This window comes from Clostridium tagluense, assembly GCF_003865095.1.
Classification (GTDB): domain Bacteria; phylum Bacillota; class Clostridia; order Clostridiales; family Clostridiaceae; genus Clostridium_AD; species Clostridium_AD tagluense.
In genome coordinates this window covers 112,278-132,160 of record NZ_BHYK01000001.1, presented here as the reverse complement: position 1 = coordinate 132,160, position 19,883 = coordinate 112,278, and the positions used below count along the sequence as shown (strand labels likewise).

Below are 19,883 nucleotides of genomic sequence, written 5' to 3'. Positions count from 1 at the left end.
TTTTTGTTTTATAATGGATAAAATACCTTTAGATGATAATTTAATTATATATTATTACATTAATTTACCACTTATATTTTAATATAAAAGGCGGATAATATTCTTGTAGTGGATTTAATAAAAAACTGGAGGTAATAAATATGATGAATACTACTAACAAACAATTAGAAAGCAACAACCTAAAAGTCATTAAAGATCAATTAGGATATGAAGCATTGCTTAACAAGAAGTTTAATGAATATGGTTCACAGTGCACTGATCAAAATTTAAAAAACCTTTGCACTGAAGCTAGCCAAACACACAAACAAAACTTCAACACATTAAAAACTTACCTTGATTCTCATCAATAATATATATAAATGGAGGGATATTATATGAATACTAGTATGTGTGAAAAAGATTTAATGCAAGACTTACTTGCTACAGAAAAACAAGTTATTTCTGCTTACAGTACAGGGATAACTGAATCCTCTTGTCAAAATTTGAGAAATACATTAGTGGATAATTTTAAAAACAATCAAACTATTCAATATAAGATATTTGATGCTATGAAACAAAAAGGATGGTATCCTACAAAAGATGCTCCAGATAATGAAGTTCAACAATTAAAAAATGAAGCTACACAAATGATGAATGAATTAAAATAATTTAATAAACCACTATAAGTTTTAACCCCCTCTAAGGTATTATTCCCTTAGAGGGGTCCTATGTATTTATAAAATTTCCATTTCATCTATTTTCCCTTTCGACATAATAAGAATTTTATCAGAAAGAAAATTTGCTTCTTCTTTAAAATGAGTTACGAAAATAGTTGTAACTTTATTTTCCTTATGCATTTTATGTAATAGCTCTCTCATATCTACTCTTAATTCTTCATGTAATGCGTTAAAAGGCTCATCCATTAAAAGCACTTTAGGCTTTACAGCCATTGCTCTTGCTATTGCTACTCTTTGCCTTTCTCCTCCACTTAGCTGTGATGAAAATCTTTTTTCTAGTCCCTTTAAACCAAGATTACTAATTATCGCAAAAGCTTTGTCTAATCTTTCGCCTTTACTAACCCCTTTCATTTTTAATCCAAAGGCTACATTGTCTATAACATTCATATTTGGAAATATCAAAGGCTGTTGAGCTACCAATGCAAAGTTTCTTTTCTCAATGGGCATTTCTGTAATATCTATATCTTCTACAAAAAGGCTACCACTATCTGGCTTTATAATTCCTGCAATAATACGCAATATAGTGGTCTTACCGCAGCCAGAAGGACCTAAAATAGATACAAATTCTCCGCCTTCTATAGTTAGATTTATATCACTCAGCAAAAATGAGTCAGCTCCTGACTCATACTGCTTACATATATTTTTAAGCTCTAGCTTCGACATTAAATCACTCCTAAATAATTTTAAAATATTTCTTTTTATAATATTTTTTAAGCAGGAAGTCTATTAAAACTAAATTTATTATTGCTAGTGAAGAAAATAATAAACCATATACTGAACCAATTGCATTGTCCCCTCCACTTATAAAAGGAAACATTAGTATAGATATAGTAATGACCTTTCCTCCACCAACTAAAAAGGTTAGAAAATACTGACTTATAGAAATTAAAAAACAAAGACTAGCCCCTGCAACCATACCCGGAAGTATATGCGGAAGACTTATATAAATAAATCTAGAAATTGGTCCAGCCCCTAGCACTGCTGCCTGATCCTCTAAGGCTGTATCTAAAGTTTCATAACTTACCATTAAAGCCTTTATCATGTAAGGTAGCGTAGGTAAAATATGCGCTAAAATAACCCCATATACAGATTCTGTTAAACCAAGTTTTATAAAAACTACATACATTCCCATAATTGCAGTAAAAGCTGGAATAATAATAGGTGCAAATAAAACCACTTTTATTATAAATTTCCCCTTAAATTCATATCGCACTAAGGAAAAGGCTGCCGGAACAGCTATTATGACATCGATAACAACTACAGATGTAGCAATAATTAAAGTGTTAAAAATCGCCTCATAAGTATTTTGATTTTCGTAAAAGACATATTTAAAGGCCCTCCACGTGGTGTTACTTGGAAGTACCTTGGGCCATCTGAATTCATAAGCAAAACTATTTATAACCAAAGGTATAAATGGCAATAAAAAAATTAGTAGTAGAATCCCTATTGTAACGTAGTATTTACCCTTATTCTGCTTTTTCATTGCTATTTCACCATCTCGCTTCCTTAGTATCTCCTTGTTTGGCTAATTTATATGCTATAATCCCTAGCATGGCTGTAATAATGGCTAAAATAAAGTTTGCAGCTAGAGCCAAAGGTCTATCTGAAAGTTGTCCATTATAATACATATTATAAGAATATACAGAAATAAACTTTGGATAGGTTACACCTAATAAATAGGGTACCTCAAAGTCTGAAAAGGTAAAAGCAAATACTATAATCACCGAAGATAGCCAAGTTGGTATAATTAACGGCACTATTACCTCCTTAAAAAATTCTTGCCTCCTAGCTCCAAAAACCTGTGCTATTTCTAACCAGGAGTCTTTAGTTCTACTAATTATAGGAAAAATCATAAGCATTATAAATGGCGTTTCTTTCCATATGTATGTTAAAATAATGCCTAGACTATTGGAATCATTAACTACACTAGGAAATGCATCCATGCTTTTAGTTATCCCCACAGAATAGGCTATACTAGATAACCACCCGCTTTTCATAATTAATAGCATTATTAAGTATGCCGCAGTAACATGGGGTACTAACATAGGTACTTGAAAAAACTTTCTAAAAATAGCAGTTTTTTTATTTTCCCCTAATATAAATAATAATCTTATTATGATTATGGCTAAAATCCCAGATAAAATACTTGAAACTAATGCCACCTTTAAAGTTAAAACTAAAGAATCCGTAAAATCTTTTGACAAGACAAGTTGTTTATATGCATTTATAGTAAAGTGTGAATTTCCTCCAACATCCATGAGGCCCAGACTCTGCAGTAGTCCTAGTATTAATCCTCCAATAAATAATGTACCTATAATTATTAATGAAGGTAAAATTAATATATAAGGTCTACTTTTTTGCCACATTATCGTTCCATCCCTTTTCAATAAATTTTACGTAATCAGCTTTTATCTCGGGGATTCTATGGCTTTGAAGCTCTTTTAACCCTAAAGTCGATTTACCTCTATCTATTGCATTTACCTTTTTAACATCCTCTGGTGATAACTTATTAATATCTATTGACAGTCCATCTCCCCAATTATTCGGGTTAAATTTTGCTATTTGCGCCTCTGGAGATAATAAAAAATCTATTACTTGCTTTGCCGAATCTTTATGGTTTGAGTTGAATGGAATAGTTAAAAAATGAGTGTTAGCAAGTGTCCCCGCATCTAATACAAAGGTCTTTGTAGATTTAGGAAAGGTTCCTTTTTTTATCTCACTTTCAGCTCTTGCTTCATCATAGCCCATTGTCATCCATACTTCTCCATTAGAATAGAGCTTATCCAATTTTGCAAGGTTTTCTGGATAAGTCTTGCCTTGCTGCCATAGATAAGGCTTTATTTCATTAAGATAATTCCATAGTGGTTTTGATGCATCCTCCATGGCTTTTTCATTGAAATCTGTCATGAATTTTTTATAACCACCATTTAGTTCAAATAATCCTTGTCTTAAAAAAGCACTACCAGTAAAGTCCTCTGAAGCTGGATAAGAAAATTTACCTGGATTATTTTTCATCCATATTTTTAGCTGTTTAAAGGATTTAGGAGGATTCTTTACTTTTTCAGAGTCATATATAAAAACAAATTGAACTTTCCCCCAAGGTGCTTCAAGGCCATTAGTTTCTTCCCCAAAGTCATATTTCACTTCTGGAGAATCCACTGCAACATACTTATTATAGCTTGGTAATGTATCTACAAAAGGTTCTGATAAAATTTTACTATCCTTTGAAAGTCTAAAATTCTCACCATTTAACCAAAGTATATCTACACTTCCATCATCTTTACCTACTTGTTTTTCAGTAATTAATTTATTTATTGTATCCTTTATATCCGTTACTGGCACTCTATTTAATTTTATGCCCTGTCCCTTCAATTTAGGAGCTACCCACTTATCCATATAATTATTTATAGATTCGCTACCTCCCCACATATACATGCTTACGGTTTTTTCACTATTATCTTTGATTTTCCCACACCCTACAAATAACATTGCCAAAATAACTAAAAATACTAAATTCATACGCTTACACTTTTTCTTCATAAAAACACCTCTTTATATTTTTTTACATAATTTTCACATTCATTATATCATTAAATCATCACCTGTGGTGCTTCAATATTAAACACTTCATAAGTGATTTAGACTCCCATTTATAAATGTATTTAAATTTATAGTTTGCTATAATACAAAAAAAATCTCCACCCTATGACAATATTAATTATCCTAGGCTGAAGATAGACTTTGACATCTAATTATTTATATTTCTATGAATTTATTATATATATATCTGGCACCTTTCTAATTTTATTTTGTTGGTACCCTATGCAAGCTATGACTAAAAGTACAACGCCTAAAATAAAAAGCACTCCATGAATTCCCAAAGCATGTTCCCCTCCTATTAATGCAAACCTAGAGGAAACTGAAAGCGCTAGTAAGTTATTTATAAAATGTGCAAATATACTTAAATAAATTGAACCCGTTGTTAAATATATAAATCCAATAACTAGACCTAGTAAAAATGCATTTATACCTTGAGGAACGTTTAGATGCACTACTGCAAAGAATAATGCAGATACCACAAGGGCTATAATCGGATTTATTTTTTTAGCCATTCCTTTTAATAGTATACCTCTAAAAATTATTTCTTCATATATAGGTGCAACCACCGCAGAGCTAAGTATTAATATAATTGGTGAAACGGTAAGTTCCTCGAAGGCTCCATTTATAAAATCTGGCATGGATATTCTACTAACCCACAAGGTTAAACTGTTATCAAATACAAGACGAAATGCTATAATCATGATGGCCGTAAAAAGAAAACTCATTGGATTTAAGTGATATTTAAGTTTTTGCTCATTCCTTGAGTTACTAAGGCACTTTAGTAAAATGATAACAACATAATATTTAAAAATCACCCCAAAAGCAAAAATTACATAGGGCAATGCTTTTTCAAATCTCCCAGAAAATAAATTTTTAATTTCTACAGGTACTTGTCCTAACACCTCCAACAAAATTGATAGAAGTACTACAAGAAACCCTTTAATGATTCCCATTCTTTTAATATTTATGGCTCCATTTTCTATGTTTCTTAAAAATTTCATTCTATCACACTCTCTAACTTATTATAACCCTTTAACTACTGTAATAACCTACCTTAATAGCTACTCCAATTAGTTTTCAGTTTAATATATTTATATTCTATGCTTTCCACTAAAACTATATATCTCTATTTTTATTAATGTAGTTATTTTCTTGGCTTTATCTATATATAACTGTCCCTCTTCTATAAATTCAGGACTATATTTTCTTATAAACTCCATTAGTGGTTCATATTTTTCCTCTTCCGCAAGCCTTATAGCGCGTCCAAAAGCTACCACACTTTCATACTCCACACTAAATTGCTCTTTCAAAACTTTAGTTTTTCCAACTACTGTAAAACTCACCTTATCATTTACACTGATATTATCTATTTTAGTGCCAACACCTGCACAATGAATATATATATTTTTATCTATAAGCACATAACTTAGTGGTATTCCATAAGGCTGGTTATCCTCATCACAAGTAGAAAGTATACCATATTCGCCTTTCTTTAAAAGATCAAGCACTTCCATCTCGTTCATTTGTCTTTCAATTCTTCTCATTGTTTTCATATACAATTCACTATCCTTTCTACATATTATATTTTTAAGTGTAACATAAATTTCATACAAAAATCTATGAACTTAATGGCAATTTTAGTTATGTATAATTCTTATTATAAGCCTATTCAAAGTCTTCTATTACATAAAAAAATCTCTGTTTTCAAATATTGTCAGAATCAATATTTAAAAACACAGATCTAAATTTAATTATTTATTTTCCTATAAAGTGCTGTGTCCAATAACTAGTTCTATTTTATCACGGTAAAGAGATTTTTAGTTTTTTTATTACTGGTATATTTGGATTTATATGTCTTAAATACACTTTTACTATAGTTTTTAGTATACTATAATTTAGAGTTTATTTTTTTGCTTTGATTTTGTGGAAACCAGCCTTTCTTTACTCTCTCTTCCTGCTGAATAAGTTCATGAATACTCCATAGGCAGGAAAATCCTAAAACACCCATGCATGCTGATAATATTTCATTCTTTAAGTAAATAGAAATTATGATGAAAATAATTCCTGAAAACAAAAATATAGGCCAGATTTTCTTACCAAAATAGTATTCTCCCTTAATAACAATTGGGTGAAATATACCGATTATTGAAAATGATATAATTCCGATAATTATTCCATAAAAACTCATTACACTCTCCCCCTTTAAAGATTAATGTAGCCAATGTTTTTTATATTTTTTAGTATATCCTTGAAAACTCATTTATTCAATGTTTATTTGAACTCTAATCCATTTGCAATACATCTCTGATAAACAGTAACTATTGCAAAGTGTACTGTCTCTCAAAAAATAAAAGTGATACCCAACCATTTAAGCCAGGCGTCACTTTGCCTATTTACATTAAAAAAGCTCATAATTTAAAGAAATAAAAAATCTGTGTTTGTAAATATTTTAAAATAAAATATTTACAAACACAGATCTATATTAAATTATTTATTTCCCTATAAATTCTTGAGTCCAATAAATAGTTCCACTTTTATCTTTTGCCACTCCAACTCCTATTTCAGTAAAATTCGCACTTAAAATATTAGCTTTATGTCCTGGAGAATTCATCCAACCATTCATTACTGAAGCTGCGGTTTGTTGACCCATTGCAATGTTCTCTCCAGCTGCATTATATGTTATACCGAATTTTTTCATCATATCAAAAGGTGATCCATAAGTTGGTGATGTATGAGAAAAATAGTTATTAGCTACCATATCCTCTGACTTAGTTCTAGCTACATTTGAAAGTTGAGAATTATCCTTTAAGGGAGCTAGTCCTTGTTTTGCTCTTTCCTGATTAACTAATGTTACTACTTCTTTTTCTAATTTATTATTCTCAGTTAAATTTGTTGCTGTTGGTGCTTTTGTAGGAGCTGGCTTTACTGGTGTTGCTGCCGGTGCTGGTGTTGCCTTTGTAGGCGCTGTCTTTACTGGTGCTGGTGTTGCTTTACTAGGCGTCGTCTTTGCTGGCGCTACCTTTGTAGCTGTTGCCTTGCAAGTATTACTTACCTGAGGTTTAGCATCTAAACCCTTTGGAACTACAACACCATACTTAGCACACATATCCTTCAAACTGTCTCCTGCCTTAACTGTGCAATTAATAGTTTTAGAATCTTGAGCGTTAACCACTTTATAATTAGTTGTATTACAATCTTGGGCGTACACCGCTGAACTTATTCCTGTTGTTGCTAAAACACCTAAAGTCAATATTAATGTTCTTAAAGTTTTCTTCATTTTTTTGTACCTCACCTTCATAATTTTAATACACAAAGTAAGTTTTTCTCTTTGTATACACATAATATCATCTAAATGAGGTTTTTGCATCTTTTGTTAGTGGTTATTTTGTAATATTATGTCGTAATTGCTCATATTTATGGTTATTTTGCTGTTTTACTAAAGCTAGATATCAATATACTGCTAGGAGATGACTTAAACCTATCCCCTACCTTTTAGTTATATCTTGCTGATAATTCTTTTATACCAGTTGCAGTTGCACCTTCACCTGTTGCTGTGAACTTCCATTCTCCATTATTTCTGTAAACTTCACCCATTATTAAAGATGTCATATTATCATAATCATTAGAAAGATTAAATTTAACTAACTCACCGTTAGCTGATTTATCCATTATTCTAATGTATGCATTTTTAATCATTCCAAAGTGTTGTCTCTTAGATGCGCAATTATAGATATTAACAACGAAAACTATCTTAGCTATATCCTCTGGTACTTTTGTTAAATCTATAACTATTTGTTCGTCATCACCTGCGCCTGCACCAGTAAGATTATCCCCTTGGTGAATTACACTCTTACACTTACTTGACTTGTTACCAAAGTATATTATGCCCTTGTTACTAGATAATTTCCCATTTTCACCCAACATCAAAGCTGATGCATCACAATCAATAGTGTCCCCACCATTGCTACCATCCCAACCTAGACCTACTACTAATGCCTTTAATGCCGCATTACCCTTTGTTAAATCTACTTTTTGGCCTTTTATTAAATTAACTCCCATATTAATATTCCTCCTTGTGAAATGTGGTTAAATCATCATCTGCGATGCTGTAATTAACGACTTCAGAAGGAGATTTAGACTCCCACTGAAGTTTTTTATTTGTTATAGCTTATAACTCCCACTTATAGAAGTGGGAGACTTTCCTTCTGAAATGTCGTTAAATAATCACCCATGTTTCTACCTTCAATAAACCAAATAAACTACTGTGCAATATTTAAGGTACACAGTAGTTTATTATTATTGTTAAATATTAGATATTAACTCCAAAGTTAGTACATAAAGCTCCGAGTCCACCTTCGAATCCACTACCTAATGCAGTGAATTTCCATTCAGCTCCATTTCTATATAATTCTCCAACTACTACAGCTGTTTCAATACTGAAGTCTTCTCCCAAGTCAAATTTAATTAACTCGGTAGTGCCGTCTCCACTCATTACTCTGATATAAGAATCTGAAACTTGTCCAAAGTTTTGTCTTCTTTCTTCTGCTTCATTAATTGTTACAGTAAATGAAATCTTCTGAACAGTTGCTGGTACTAAAGATAAATCAACAAGTATTTGTTCGTCATCTCCATCTCCTGCTCCTGTCTTGTTGTCTCCCATATGTTTAACTGATTTAGATGTATGTTCTGCATTATTGTAGAATATAAAGTCTGCATCTGAAGTTACTTTTCCATTTTCTCCTGTTAAAAATGCTGCTGCGTCTAAATCGAAGTCTGAACCACCGTCATACTTGTTTGTACTCCAACCTAGCCCTACCAATACCTTTGTTAATCCTGGATTTGTCTTTGTTAAATCTACTTTTTGACCTTTTTTTAAACTAACTGCCATTTTTATAAACCTTCTTTCTTTTTTTGAATATGTTTTGTAATTGTTAATATATAGTAAAGTTTGCATACTCTCTGCTAAACAAATTGCTATAGTATATGCAATCACTTACTTTCATTTTTATTCCCAAATATTCAAGTATAAATGCTAGGAGAGGCCATAAATGGTCTCCTTTTCTATATTTGTTACTGTATGTAATACATTGTAACATAAAACTCAAGTAACAACACTGCATATCAATAGTAGCGTGGACATATGTAAATATTATGTTTTACTTGTTAATATCTATTTATCTAATAATCTTCCCATTATAACTGTATTATAATAGTTTCCATCTTTATGAATACGGTCCTTTATTAATAATCCTTCTTCTACAAATCCATATCTTTTATATAATTCAATTGCTTTTGTATTTGTTTGTACCACAGTTAATGAAATTTTCTCAATTTTCACAGTATCTGCCCATATCAAAATTTTTTCTAGTAGTACTTTACCAATTCCATGGCTCCAATATGCCTTTGATATACATATTCCAAACTCCGCTTTATGTCTAAATCTACTTAGCTTATTTCCTTCTAAGCGAGCGAATCCAACAATTTCACCTTCTACTTCTGCAACTAAAAACAAATTTTTTTTAGCTATTGAATCTTCATAGATAAGTTTTTCAAAATCTTCTGGCGTTAATAACCCTTCACCAGATTCTCTATCAAGATTTTCTGTTTCTCCATCAATTTTAACTCTTAATTTAGATAATTCAATTGCATCATATTTTGTTGGACAGCGAAGTATCCATATTAGACTTTTACATTCTATTCTTTTATTTTCAATAATCATACATTACCTCCAGCAGTATTCTCTGATTTGTATGCTATATTAATATATGTTTTACCACTTCCTGGGCCCCCAATAATATGAATCTTTTTTACTGTCATATTAAATCCTCCATTATAAGTTATTGAACAATAAAATACTAAGGTGACATATCCACACTATTCTTATAACGGAGAAAGCTCTTTATAAAACATGATTTTAAAATAATTATAATTACCGTCCTTATTCTAATCTTGTTCATCTTTATTATACTACAAATTTTACTTCTTCGTCCTTATTTTCCCTATAGTATTTTCTTTATTTTTATCCACTACTGAAATTGGAATTGCTTTCTCGCAGTCACTTGCCCAACAAAAAATAACACAATTTTATTAGTCTATTTATATTTATATCCTTAAACACCAGTGCGCTTCTTCCCTGCTCTAAACAACACAAATCCAGATTATTACTTATACACTAATAATCTGGATTTATATATTTCTACATTAATACATGTATTGACCATCTTCACTAACTTTATAGAAGTCCCCATAATTAATATCTAATACACTCTTATTGATTTTAGAAACATCAACTTTATTTTTAATTAATTGGGTTAAAATTCCACAATAAGAAATATCACCTTGTAAAATAGCTCCATAAATCACTCCATCTTTGTGTATAATTTTCTTATAAATATCTCTATACACTCTTACTTCAACTTCATAAGTATTATCTGGAGCTTCTAAAACCCCTAAGGATACAGTCTGAATTCCAAAGAAATTCATTGAATTCTTAAAGCTAAAATAATCATCTAATTCTTTTAAATTTCCTGTCATGTTATATGCAGCTACAATTCCCTGTTTTACAGCCATAGGCCAGATCGGGGATATTCCACATACATCACCAGCTGCGTATATATCTTCTACTGATGTTTTGCATCGTGAATCTATAACTATGCCTTTTTCTATTTTAATCCTGTCATCCTTTAGAAAATCCACATTAGGTCTTACCCCTGCTGCACATATTATAAAGTCGCAATTTATTTTTCTCCCATCTCCCAATTTAACTGCTTTCACATCTTTATTTTCATCTATAATTATTTCTTCAACAGATACGCTTGTATATACCTGTGCACCATTTTTAATAAGTTCATTTTCATATACTTTTGCAGTTTTAGCATCTAGCTGAATTGGAAGAATTCCTGGCGCCATCTCTACAATATTCACCTTTACACCTTTTTCTATTAAACCTATAGCTGCATCTATTCCAACTAAACCTGCTCCAATAATTACTGCTGAAGTATTTATTTTGGCCACACTGTTAATGTTTACTACATCTTCCATGTGTCTAAGAGCATAAACATTATTTGCTCCTCTTAAATTCTTAATAGGAGGTATAAATGAATCTGCTCCAGAAGCTATAAGCAGTTTATCAAATGTGACAATTCTTTCATCATCTGTTGTTAAAAATTTATTATATATATTAATTCCTATAATCTTTTTTCCTGAAATCCAGTTAATTTCATATTTATTAAAAAAATCATCTTCAGTAAAACATATATCTTCCTCAGTTTTACTCCCACTTATTACATAGTGTAGCATGCATCTTGAATATACTTTAGTATCCTTGGATATTAAAGTTATTTCTGCATCCTTGTCTAATATTCTTAAAGTCTTAGCTGCATTTATACCAGCAGCACTAGCACCTATTATTACGTATTTCATCATTACCACCCCTCAACTATACTAGATATATTGCTCACTATACTAGATATATTGCTCCAGTAGGGCAACTCTCCACACATCTTGGAATTTCCCTACCATCACACATATCACATTTTACAATAACTTTTTTAGTTTCCTCATCGGATTTTAATACACCATAAGGGCATGACATTACACACATGTAGCAGGAAGCACATTTTTCTTTATTATAATTTACTATACCGGTTTCACTATCTTTAGTCATTGCACCACTCATACACGCAATAACACACTCTGGCTCCTCGCAATGTCTACAAAACATAGGACAATTCTTATTATCTTTATTTTGAATAATATAATTTTTGCTCACATTTTTTATATCTTGAAGATCTAAATCATATATGGATTTCCCTTTTTCATTATGCTCTGACATACAGGCAAGGCTACAATTAAGGCAACACTGGCATTTTTCATTGTCTATCATTATTCTCTTCATTATTATCCCTCCTGTTCTTATAAATAACTAATTCCCAATTCTCGTCTTTTATTTAATATTATTTGTTCTAACTTATCCGCAGCTTTAACAACATCATCTTCAAGAATCAATTTTCCACCAGTTAACTTTTCTAGATCCTGCGTCAATAGCTTTGTAACTACTTTGCTTCCTGTTATAAATGGAGGAATCGCAAGATGAAGTGGCAGTCCTAGTGCTAGTCCAAATACTCCGTCTGCCAGGGCTTGTTCTTCAAGCCATTGTGGTGCTGATAGTACAAGTGGAAGCTTCGGAATATCTATATCTAAATATTTTGCAAGTTCTGTGGCAACAATTTCGAGTCTTCCTATAGCTAAACAGGGTCCAAAGTTTAATACTGGAGGTATCCCGAGACTTAAGCAAACTTCTTTTAAGCTATCTCCTGCAAGACTAGCGGATGATGGCGACATTAATCCAACATTCTCAAGCCCTCCGCTAGAACATCCTGCTGAAAGTACAAGTATATCTCTCTTAATAAGCTCTTTTGTAAGCTCTACTGTAAATATATCATGTCCTTTTGCAGTTAAGTTAGAGCATCCAACAACTCCAGCTATCCCTTTTATTTTTCCTGATACAATTAAATCTATGAGCGGTTTCCATGTACCACCAAGGAAATTCTTCAAAGACTCTTCACTGAGTCCTGTTAACACATCGTCATGTCCGTGATTTTTAGGGATGTTTATTTGTACTTTATCTCTTCTATTTTTATAACTTTCCAATGCTTCTTCAATTATTCTTTCACTTATATTTTCTCTATCTTTAAAAGTATACTCAATGTACTCTGCATTTGCTTTTTTAGCTACATCATCAAGACAAATTTGTTTAACCATAAATTTTTCTGCGATTGGCTCTATTCCTGGAAGTGTACAGTTAAACTCAGATACTATAGCATCTATTCCACCAGTTGCAATTAAAGCTTCACTTGTAAAGTTATTTCCTGCATGACCTGCAAATACTTCTTTATAGTGTTCTCCTCTTAATTGTAAATCCTGACCTACGCATGTACAACCTACTATTCTAAATCCCTTAGCTCCAGCACGCTTTGCTTTAGCAGTTACCTCTTCCTCTATTAATCTATCTTGCAGATGGGCAATCACTGAATGCTGGTGTCCTGTTACCATTAAGTTTATATAATTTTCATCTACAACTTTAAACCCTACTTTAGCTTGTCTAATAACTGGCTCCCCAAGCATTACATCATTTAAAAGATTTGTTAATGTTAAACCGTATAAGCCTGTTGAAATGCCTAAACTTAAACTATTTAAAATCATATTTAGTGGATCGCTACTTAAGTTTGTTGATGTCTTTACCATAGCGTCAAATACTTCTGATTTTGCTCCACCAGGCATAATCCCAAGCTTTTTCCAATTTTCTACTCTTGGTGCATATGCTAGTTTGCAAACAAGCTCCATTTTTTCAAATTTTGGCTTATATAAATCTGCAATTATTTTATCTGCAACTTTTATTGCCTTTTCATAAATATCCTCTTCTTTAATTTCAAACATGTTAGCAAGTCTATTTAAAGTTGCTTCACTTTTTATTTTGCCTTTAGTCTCTCCTATGGCTTTTAAGTTTCTAGCAGTTGTTTCTACTATATGTATATAACAGGCAGAACCTGCGCCAACAGCTCTTAGAAAATTTCTAGCAACAATAGTATCTGCATCAGCTCCACAAATTCCTTTTGGAGCTTTTGGTGTAATCCTGCATGGCCCATTTGAACAAAGTCTACAACAAACACCTTGCATTCCAAATCCACACTTAGCCTTTTGGCCTTCCACTCTATGATGGGATGTCTCTACATCTAATCCTCCAATAAATCCCTCAAGTACTGTATCTGCTGATTTGCATATATTACAATTTCCACACATTTTAAAATTCCTCCTCATATTATCTTTCTTATTTACTCATATTTTTATTTTTAAATTTAATAGCATATAAACCTTAAACTATCTAAACTTCTCCATCCATTAATTGTTTGAAATTTATACTTTCTAGTTCTGAACTTAAACTTTTTTGTACTTTTGTCATGGCTCTATGGATAGTACACACACCGCTTCTATTTAGATTGCAAAAACTTGGTTCAATTACACACCTATTAACAGCAATGGGTCCATCTATTGCTTCTATAACATCTTTTAAATTTATTTGTTCTGGTAATTTATTTATAGTATATCCTCCATTAACGCCTCTATAAGATTTTACAATTTCTACTTGTGTAAGCTTTCTTAAAAGCTTCAAAAGAAATCTTAGCGGTATACCTTCTTTTTCTGAAATTATCTTTGCTTCTACTTTTTTACCATATCCTAATATACACAAGTTAAGTACTACTCTAAGTCCATAATCTGCTTCTCGTGTTATTTTCATGTTATATTCCTCCTTAAAGTATACCAATTTAGTGTACTTTGATTCTAAGCATTTTATCCTATCTTGTCAATAGATGAATTATATTTTATATCATAACATAGAGCACTAAACCCTATTCTGTACAAAAGAAGATATGCCAATAAGAATTAACTTCCCGTGCCCTACTAAAGTATTTATATTTTTTATATTATATAATATACTACTAAATACTATAAAGTGCGTTTAATTGACATATTTTTTATTTTGTTATATATTATACAAGTTGCTATAATTTATACCATATATTTCAGTATCATTATACAATAAATAATATGTAAATTAGCAAATACCGCACAAATTTCAGGGGGGTTTTAAAATGTATAAAAAAGCAACTGCTTGTCTTCTAACATTATTACTAACATTTTCATTTGTTGGATGTAGTAAACCATCTACTAAAGAGGTAACTAAAGAGGTACCTAAATCGGTAACTAAGGAAGTACCTAAAGAGGTAGCTAAAGATAAACAACTCACTTTAGGTAAAAATGAAGGTAATCTTTATACGAATGATTTCTTTAAGATGAACATTAATATTCCTGATAAATGGATAGTAGCAACTGATGAAGAAAAAACCGAAGTACTTAAACTAGGTAAAGAAGTAATTTCTAAAGATGATAAAAGTAAAGCTAAAGAACTAGATTTGAGCGAATTAAGAACAGTGTATCTTCTAATGACTTCACAAAAAGGTCTAAAAGTTCAATCTACTACTGCAAATCCCAATTTTATAGTTATAGCAGAAAACCTTTCCTTTTTCCAAGGTGTAAAGGATGGTGCTAACTACTTAGACGCATTAAAAAAACAATTAAAAACTGTTAAAAGCACTATGCCTTATAAATTTGACAAAGAAATTTATACTGAAAAAGTGGGTGGAAAAAGCTTTAGTGTATTAGAAGCAACTATTGAAACTGGTACTATAAAGATGACTCAAAAGTATTATGCTTGTGTCCTAAATGGATATGCTTTAAGCTTCATTAGCACATACACTGACGATGTAGGTGCAAAGAGTTTAGATGGGGTAATTAAGTCAGTTACTTTCAAATAACTCTTATGGATAAACACTTAAAAAACTCGGTTTATACGAGTTTTTTTTCATATCTTCTTAATCATCTTAACATTTCTTTTTCTATTTTTTCTTGTTCTAATTCTTCTATTTCAATAATCGCTCCCTTATTAAACTCTTGATTCCTGTATCTATTCCTTCTTAACTTAATACCATCTACTATTTAAACTACCCCCCCTAACTTTTTGTTCCACTTTAAAGGAATTCATGCGTCTACTATAGAATGTATATAAAATACATTTTGTAATATTCAGACACTTTAAAACAACAGTATAACTAAAAAAAGGGGGCTTTATAATGAAAACAGCTTTAAAAGAAAGAAAAGACGTAGATAAGTCACTTACTTGGGATTTATCTTCAATGTACCAAACAGAGGAGCAGTATAATTTAGCTATAAAAGGTTTAGAAGCGCTTACATTAGAAATAGAAAAAAACTATAAGGAAAAACTAACTTCAGCTAATATGATAAATGAGTGTTTGGATAAAATGAGAGTCGTACTGCAAAATGAAAACCTGGTAGGCTCTTATGCAAATCTTGCAGTTTCTACAGATCAAACTAATATAGAAAACCAAGCTAGATATATGAAGTTTATTAACATATCATCGGATTTGGAAAGCAGATTAAGCTTTGTAACAAGTGAAATTAAGGAAGCAAACGAGAAAATAATAGATGAGGCAATCGAAAAGTCAAAAGAAAATAGCCATTATTTAAATGAAATAAAAAGACTTACAAAACATTCACTACATCCAGAAGTAGAAAAGGCATTATCAGCTTTATCAGGATCTTTAGATTCTCCCTATTCCATATATGAAACAACTAAATTAGCTGATATGGATTTTAAAAATTTCAATGTAGCCGGCACTGAATATCCTCTTAGTTTTGTGCTTTTTGAAAATGAATGGGAGTATGAAACTAATACTAAAATTAGAAGAGCAGCTTTTGAAGCTTTTTCTTCAAAACTCGGAGAATATCAACATACAGTAGCAGCACTTTATCAGACTCATGTTCAAAAAGAAAAAACATTAGCAACTCTTAGAGGCTTTGATTCTGTTATAGATAGTTTATTATTTCCTCAACAAATAGAGAGGGAATTATATGATAGACAAATAGATATAATCATGGAAAAGCTAGCGCCACATATGAGGAAATATGCTAAACTACTTCAGAAAATTCATAAAATTGATGAAATGACCTTTGCAGACTTAAAACTTGAAGTAGACCCTGCTTTTGAGCCAACCATATCTGTAGAGGAATCTAAGCAATATGTGGAGGGAGCATTATCCGTATTAGGTGACGATTATTTAGAAATGGTTAAAAAGGGCTATGATGAAAGATGGATTGATTTTACTGTAAATAAAGGAAAATCAACAGGTGCTTTTTGTGCTACGCCTTACGGAAATCACCCTTTTATTTTGATATCTTGGTCTGAGAAAATGAGAGAAGCATTTGTACTTGCTCATGAATTAGGTCATGCAGGGCATTTTCAGTTAATTAATGAAAATCAAAATATATTTGATGCAGAGCCATCTTTATATTTTATAGAAGCACCATCCACTATGAATGAATTACTTATGGCAAATTATCTTATGAAAACAAATGATGATCCTAGATTTAAGAGATGGGTCTTATCTTCTATTATTAGCCGTACCTATTATCATAACTTTGTAACTCATCTGTTAGAAGCTGCGTATCAAAGAGAAGTTTATAAAATAATAGATGCAGGTGAAAGTGTGCAGGCTTCAACTCTTAATGAAATAAAAAAAGGTGTGCTAGAAAAATTCTGGGGAGACTCTGTGAAAATAGTTGATGGCTCAGAACTTACTTGGATGAGACAGCCACACTATTATATGGGACTTTATCCATATACATATAGTGCTGGGCTTACCATAGCTACAGAAGTAAGTAACAGAATTTTAAAAGAAGGACAACCAGCCGTTGATGACTGGAGGAAAGTGCTAAAAGCAGGAGGAACTAAGTCGCCAGTAGAACTTGCTAAAATGGCTGGAGTAGATATAACAACAGAAAAACCGCTATTAGATACTATAGAGCATATAGGCGATATAATTGATCAATTAGTAAAACTTACAGACGATATGGAAGGATGCATTTAAAAAAGATCAGCGATAATGGGTAACTGTATATTAACCTACGTAATTAATAATATTTATGTGTAATAAAAAGCATCTGCTATCTAGATGCTTTTTATTATGGCTGAAAATATTATAGCAACAAAAATAATTATGGTATAATATTCTATAATTGGATGTATGACGAATATTAACTCCAATATGCGAATTTTTATATTTTTTTTTGTGGAAATCTTGCTAAATGTAAACTAAATTACGAATCCTACATAGAATGGAGAAGGTGATTTCTTGATAACAATGCTTATAGTTGAGGATGATGTTACTTTGAATAGCGGCATTATGCTATCCCTCCGTCAAAATGATGTTGATATCCAGCAAGCATATAATATTAAACAAGCTAAACAAATGCTATGTGATAAAAAAATAGAGCTGATTATACTTGATGTTAATTTACCAGATGGAAGCGGATTTGAACTTTGTAAAGAAATTAGACAAGCATCTCAAGTGCCTATTATTTTCTTAACTGCAAATGATTTGGAAATTGATATTGTTACAGGTCTGGAACTTGGGGGAGATGATTATATTACCAAACCTTTCAGCCTTATGGTTTTGCGCGCAAGAGTAAGGGCAATATTAAGGCGTGCTAGGGATATAAAATCTGATAATAAAATTACAATAGATAATATGGTATTTAATTTTGATACCATGGAGTTTACTAAAAATGGGGTGGCTCTTGTATTGAGCAAGACCGAGCAGAAACTTTTAAAAATTTTATTGAATAATAAGGGCAGTATTTTATCAAGATCTCAGCTTGTTGATAAGGTTTGGAGTGATGGAGCGGAGTACGTTGATGAGAACGCTCTAACTGTTAGCGTAAGTAGACTTAGGAATAAAATAGAGGATAACCCCAATTCCCCCAAATATATAAAAACAATATATGGAATGGGGTATATGTGGGCTGGAGGAGAATCTTTTGAATAAAATTACAGAGGCTTCATTTCAAAGGACTTATATTATTTTTGGAGCAGTATTTGTTTTATTTACTGTAGCAATCACCATGTTTTTATTACTTATATATGATTCTACAATAATGTTTATTTTAATCATATTTGCATATTCCTTGGCTGTGATCATTTTGGCATATATTTTTATAACTGTGCTAGGTAAGAAAGTAACTAGGTCTATTAAGACAATTGATGAAATTATGGATAATGCAATAAGTGGTAAAAAAAATATGTATACAGGATATGAGGAAAACATGCTTTCCTCCTTTGAGAGCAAAATGTATCGTTTTATTGCCATGTCAAAATCCACCACCGATGAAATTGAAAAGGAGCGCAACAAAATAAAAAGCCTTATTTCAGATATTTCTCATCAGACCAAAACACCTGTAGCAAATATCATGCTTTATTCTGAACTGCTGCTTGATGGTTATAAGTTAAATCAGGAGCAAAAAGAGTTAGCAAGTGGAATAAAGCTTCAGTCTGAAAAACTTAGATGGCTTATAGAATCTCTTATAAAAATGTCACGGCTTGAAACAGGAATTATAAATTCTGTTAATAAAACTTTAATGCCTGTCTTTCAAACTATCAGTACTTCAATTGGGACAGTATTTTCCTATGCGGAAAAAAAGAATATACAAATTCAGGTATGTTGTGATGAAGACATAAAGGCATATCACGATGTTAAATGGACAAGCGAAGCATTTGTAAATATACTGGAAAATGCTATTAAATATACACCAGAATGGGGCAAAATTGATGTAATAGTCAGCCAATATGAGATGTTTACTCGTATAGATATCAAAGATACGGGTATAGGCATAAATGAGGGTGAGCTTAATCTTATATTTAAGCGATTTTATAGAAGTGCCGATGTGTCACAATATGATGGTGTTGGCATAGGCCTTTACCTTACAAGAGAAATTATTTCCTCTGAGGGTGGATATATTAAGGTTAAATCTAAACTTAATAAGGGCTCTGTATTTTCCGTATTCCTGCCTAATACAAAATAAATATCAAATATTGCAAAACTGTTATATTTGAGAAAGCAGTTTGTTAGATTTGAGGAATATAGTGTATACATA

21 protein-coding genes are annotated in these 19,883 nt (G+C 31.4%); 6 read left to right on the top strand and 15 right to left on the bottom strand.

The genetic code is table 11. The annotated features are described in order from the left end of the window. The first annotated feature begins 143 nt into the window (after positions 1–143). Both Ctaglu_RS00620 and Ctaglu_RS00615 read left to right on the top strand, forming a co-directional pair. Positions 144–350, top strand: a complete 207-nt coding sequence (locus Ctaglu_RS00620; protein WP_124997358.1) for a hypothetical protein — start codon at positions 144–146, stop codon at positions 348–350. A gap of 36 nt (positions 351–386) precedes the next feature. Beyond that, entirely contained in the window at positions 387–647 is a 261-nt protein-coding gene (locus Ctaglu_RS00615; RefSeq protein ID WP_124997356.1) for a spore coat protein, read from the top strand. 66 nt (positions 648–713) lie between these two features. Here Ctaglu_RS00615 and Ctaglu_RS00610 read toward each other — a convergent pair whose 3' ends face one another. The 15 genes from Ctaglu_RS00610 to Ctaglu_RS00540 all read right to left on the bottom strand — a co-directional run bounded on the left by Ctaglu_RS00610 (position 714) and on the right by Ctaglu_RS00540 (position 14,613). Next, on the bottom strand, positions 714–1,379 hold the full coding sequence (locus tag Ctaglu_RS00610; protein WP_124997017.1) for an ABC transporter ATP-binding protein: 666 nt from the start codon (positions 1,377–1,379) through the stop codon (positions 714–716). A 10-nt stretch (positions 1,380–1,389) separates the two neighbouring features. Next, positions 1,390–2,199 carry an ABC transporter permease gene (locus Ctaglu_RS00605; RefSeq protein ID WP_124997015.1) on the bottom strand — a complete coding sequence of 270 codons (810 nt, stop codon included), beginning with the start codon at positions 2,197–2,199 and terminating at the stop codon, positions 1,390–1,392. Between the two features lie 7 nt (positions 2,200–2,206). After that, entirely contained in the window at positions 2,207–3,082 is an 876-nt protein-coding gene (locus tag Ctaglu_RS00600) for an ABC transporter permease (RefSeq protein WP_124997010.1), read from the bottom strand. Beyond that, positions 3,066–4,256 (bottom strand): ABC transporter substrate-binding protein, encoded by a 1,191-nt coding sequence (locus Ctaglu_RS00595; RefSeq protein WP_124997008.1) that lies wholly within the window; start codon positions 4,254–4,256, stop codon positions 3,066–3,068. Before Ctaglu_RS00595 ends, Ctaglu_RS00600 begins: the two co-directional genes overlap by 17 nt. 224 nt (positions 4,257–4,480) lie before the next feature. Continuing rightward, positions 4,481–5,317 (bottom strand): CPBP family intramembrane glutamic endopeptidase, encoded by an 837-nt coding sequence (locus Ctaglu_RS00590; RefSeq protein WP_124997006.1) that lies wholly within the window; start codon positions 5,315–5,317, stop codon positions 4,481–4,483. A 90-nt stretch (positions 5,318–5,407) separates the two neighbouring features. Then, on the bottom strand, positions 5,408–5,869 hold the full coding sequence (locus Ctaglu_RS00585) for a pyridoxamine 5'-phosphate oxidase family protein (protein WP_207669431.1): 462 nt from the start codon (positions 5,867–5,869) through the stop codon (positions 5,408–5,410). A gap of 335 nt (positions 5,870–6,204) precedes the next feature. After that, the gene (locus Ctaglu_RS00580) at positions 6,205–6,504 is read right to left on the bottom strand and encodes a DUF4491 family protein (protein WP_124997004.1); all 300 of its coding nucleotides are present in this window, start codon (positions 6,502–6,504) and stop codon (positions 6,205–6,207) included. A gap of 303 nt (positions 6,505–6,807) precedes the next feature. Next, positions 6,808–7,593, bottom strand: a complete 786-nt coding sequence (locus Ctaglu_RS00575) for a CAP domain-containing protein (protein ID WP_124997002.1) — start codon at positions 7,591–7,593, stop codon at positions 6,808–6,810. Between the two features lie 215 nt (positions 7,594–7,808). Further along, on the bottom strand, positions 7,809–8,375 hold the full coding sequence (locus tag Ctaglu_RS00570) for a TerD family protein (RefSeq protein ID WP_124997000.1): 567 nt from the start codon (positions 8,373–8,375) through the stop codon (positions 7,809–7,811). 250 nt (positions 8,376–8,625) lie between these two features. Further along, complete coding sequence (locus Ctaglu_RS00565; RefSeq protein WP_124996998.1) at positions 8,626–9,204, bottom strand: TerD family protein; 579 nt, start codon at positions 9,202–9,204, stop codon at positions 8,626–8,628. 282 nt (positions 9,205–9,486) lie between these two features. Next, positions 9,487–10,035 carry a GNAT family N-acetyltransferase gene (locus Ctaglu_RS00560; RefSeq protein WP_124996996.1) on the bottom strand — a complete coding sequence of 183 codons (549 nt, stop codon included), beginning with the start codon at positions 10,033–10,035 and terminating at the stop codon, positions 9,487–9,489. Between the two features lie 482 nt (positions 10,036–10,517). Next, complete coding sequence (locus tag Ctaglu_RS00555; protein WP_124997352.1) at positions 10,518–11,738, bottom strand: NAD(P)/FAD-dependent oxidoreductase; 1,221 nt, start codon at positions 11,736–11,738, stop codon at positions 10,518–10,520. A 37-nt stretch (positions 11,739–11,775) separates the two neighbouring features. Further along, entirely contained in the window at positions 11,776–12,213 is a 438-nt protein-coding gene (locus Ctaglu_RS00550) for a 4Fe-4S dicluster domain-containing protein (protein ID WP_124996994.1), read from the bottom strand. 17 nt (positions 12,214–12,230) lie between these two features. Beyond that, positions 12,231–14,117: an anaerobic carbon-monoxide dehydrogenase catalytic subunit gene (gene cooS, locus Ctaglu_RS00545; RefSeq protein WP_124996992.1), complete on the bottom strand. Its 1,887-nt coding sequence runs from the start codon at positions 14,115–14,117 to the stop codon at positions 12,231–12,233. Between the two features lie 82 nt (positions 14,118–14,199). Next, a complete protein-coding gene (locus Ctaglu_RS00540) occupies positions 14,200–14,613 on the bottom strand; it encodes an RrF2 family transcriptional regulator (RefSeq protein ID WP_124996990.1) in 414 nt (137 codons plus the stop codon). A 355-nt stretch (positions 14,614–14,968) separates the two neighbouring features. On the opposite strand from Ctaglu_RS00540, the gene Ctaglu_RS00535 reads away from it, so the two are divergent. The 4 genes from Ctaglu_RS00535 (at position 14,969) to Ctaglu_RS00520 (ending at position 19,811) form a co-directional block, all read left to right on the top strand. Next, entirely contained in the window at positions 14,969–15,691 is a 723-nt protein-coding gene (locus Ctaglu_RS00535; RefSeq protein ID WP_124996988.1) for a hypothetical protein, read from the top strand. Between the two features lie 315 nt (positions 15,692–16,006). After that, entirely contained in the window at positions 16,007–17,821 is a 1,815-nt protein-coding gene (pepF, locus tag Ctaglu_RS00530) for an oligoendopeptidase F (RefSeq protein ID WP_124996986.1), read from the top strand. 273 nt (positions 17,822–18,094) lie between these two features. Beyond that, the gene (locus Ctaglu_RS00525; RefSeq protein WP_124996984.1) at positions 18,095–18,778 is read left to right on the top strand and encodes a response regulator transcription factor; all 684 of its coding nucleotides are present in this window, start codon (positions 18,095–18,097) and stop codon (positions 18,776–18,778) included. Continuing rightward, positions 18,771–19,811: a sensor histidine kinase gene (locus tag Ctaglu_RS00520; RefSeq protein WP_185732552.1), complete on the top strand. Its 1,041-nt coding sequence runs from the start codon at positions 18,771–18,773 to the stop codon at positions 19,809–19,811. The genes Ctaglu_RS00525 and Ctaglu_RS00520 overlap by 8 nt, the downstream gene beginning before the upstream one ends. Positions 19,812–19,883 lie beyond the last annotated feature (72 nt).